Origin of the sequence: Daejeonella sp. (assembly GCF_049655485.1) — a bacterium.
GTDB lineage: Bacteria > Bacteroidota > Bacteroidia > Sphingobacteriales > Sphingobacteriaceae > Daejeonella.
In genome coordinates, this window is record NZ_JBASJU010000291.1 from 1 (window position 1) to 1,638 (window position 1,638).

Below are 1,638 nucleotides of genomic sequence, written 5' to 3' on the forward strand. Positions count from 1 at the left end.
TGAAATCTTTATTTCCAGGCTTTCAAGTTCCGGAGGTATCATTATAGCAACTGGTGTAATGGCTGCAATTGCTGGTGGTTACGCATTCTACACCATTTTTGAGCCCAAGGGCAACGCTCTTGATTCCTTCAAAGCCGTTCCTGAGATTGGTGGCAGTTATGATCCGACAGACATACCTACCGCTATCATTTCCTGCATTTTCGGGCTGTTTTGGGGAGCGATAATATTTAATATCGACCGCTTTATCGTGACAAGCACCGGTAAAGGGGACGGAACTGAAAATATTACCCGAAAGGAGTTGCTCGGTGCTTTACCTCGATTGATCATGGGTGCTATCATTGCTCTAACTATTTCTAAGCCCGTTGAAATAAGAATGTTCAAAACAGAAATTGACGTCGCCCTGCATGCCAGACAGATCGAACAAAAGCAACAGTATAAGCTAAAAACTGACTCATTGTATAATAAGGAACTGGCCAATAAGGATAAGGAAATTGCAAAGATTGAAGCCGAACTGAATACTTTAAATCAAAGGTATGCCGAGGTCGAGACAAACTATATTCAAGAAGCGCGGATTATAACCGTCGGACCCAGGGCCATCGCAATGAAGGCTCAACTGGACGGTATTGGCGAGTCAATCATTGCACTAAAAAACGACCCGGAATTTCAGCGGATTAAAAAAGAGAAAGATGAAATTGAAAAGCGTCGGGAGAAAGACCTTGCAGACGGGGAAAAAGTAGCTTCCGGCCTTGACGGATTATTAGAACGCATCAAATTAGCCCATGAAATTGCGGGATGGTGGATTTCGGCCTTTATCACGCTCCTATTTATGACCATAGAACTTACGCCGATTTTCTTCAAACTAATGCTGATAAAAAGTCCGTACGACTATATGGAAGAAAATATCAAGGAACTAATTAAAGCTGATAAAGGCATCGAAATAAAATACAACTACTATACCGACGGCGAAGGGCATGAACGTGATCTGATTGTAAACCATCAGGTACTGGTTATGCTGAAAGAGAAAATTAAACTGCTGGAGGCTCAAAGTGAATTAAGCAACACCGCAATTGAAGCCTGGAAAGAGGAAAAACTTGAAAACATAAGAAGTAATCCAAACGAGTACGTCAAGGAAGCATAATGCCGCGGCCAAAAAATATCAAATTCTTTAGTAAGAGAACTATTGTCAGCTTGATCGGTATAGACTACACGATCATTAAGGAGGCTGGTGAAGAAAATATTCACAAGTTTTACATAGCAGGCTTACTTGTTATCCTGATTCTTCTATTGAGCTTTTTCTCCGTTTTCTATGCGTTCGAGCTGATGTTTCACATGTGGTATGCAGAGCTTTTCCTTGCTTTGTTTTTTTCGTTAATGTTCTTTACCATCTATGTCCTTCTGATTCAAACATTTTCGAAAGAGGTCTTACCAAAATCACAGTTCCAACCGATATTCAATTTATCCAACCTAAGCCGTTTGGGATTTGTGTGCCTGATAAGTTTCATCATATCTCAGCCAATAAAGATTTTTTTGCTGAGCGAGAATCTTGAAGAGGGAATAAAAATATACAAGATCGAACTTTTTAATACCTTCAATCAATCCCTTGAGTCGCTTCACAGCAGTGACCAGGCAAAGCTGATC

The 1,638-nt window shown here is 40.6% G+C and carries 2 protein-coding genes; both read left to right on the forward strand.

Annotated features, from left to right (window positions below; genetic code table 11):
- On the forward strand, positions 1 to 1,138 hold a 1,138-nt coding region (locus WBJ10_RS12235), incomplete at its 5' end, for a DUF4407 domain-containing protein (protein WP_424290684.1).
- Positions 1,138 to 1,638: DUF4407 domain-containing protein (locus WBJ10_RS12240; RefSeq protein WP_424290686.1), on the forward strand; the 501-nt coding region annotated here is incomplete at its 3' end. The genes WBJ10_RS12235 and WBJ10_RS12240, both read left to right, overlap by 1 nt.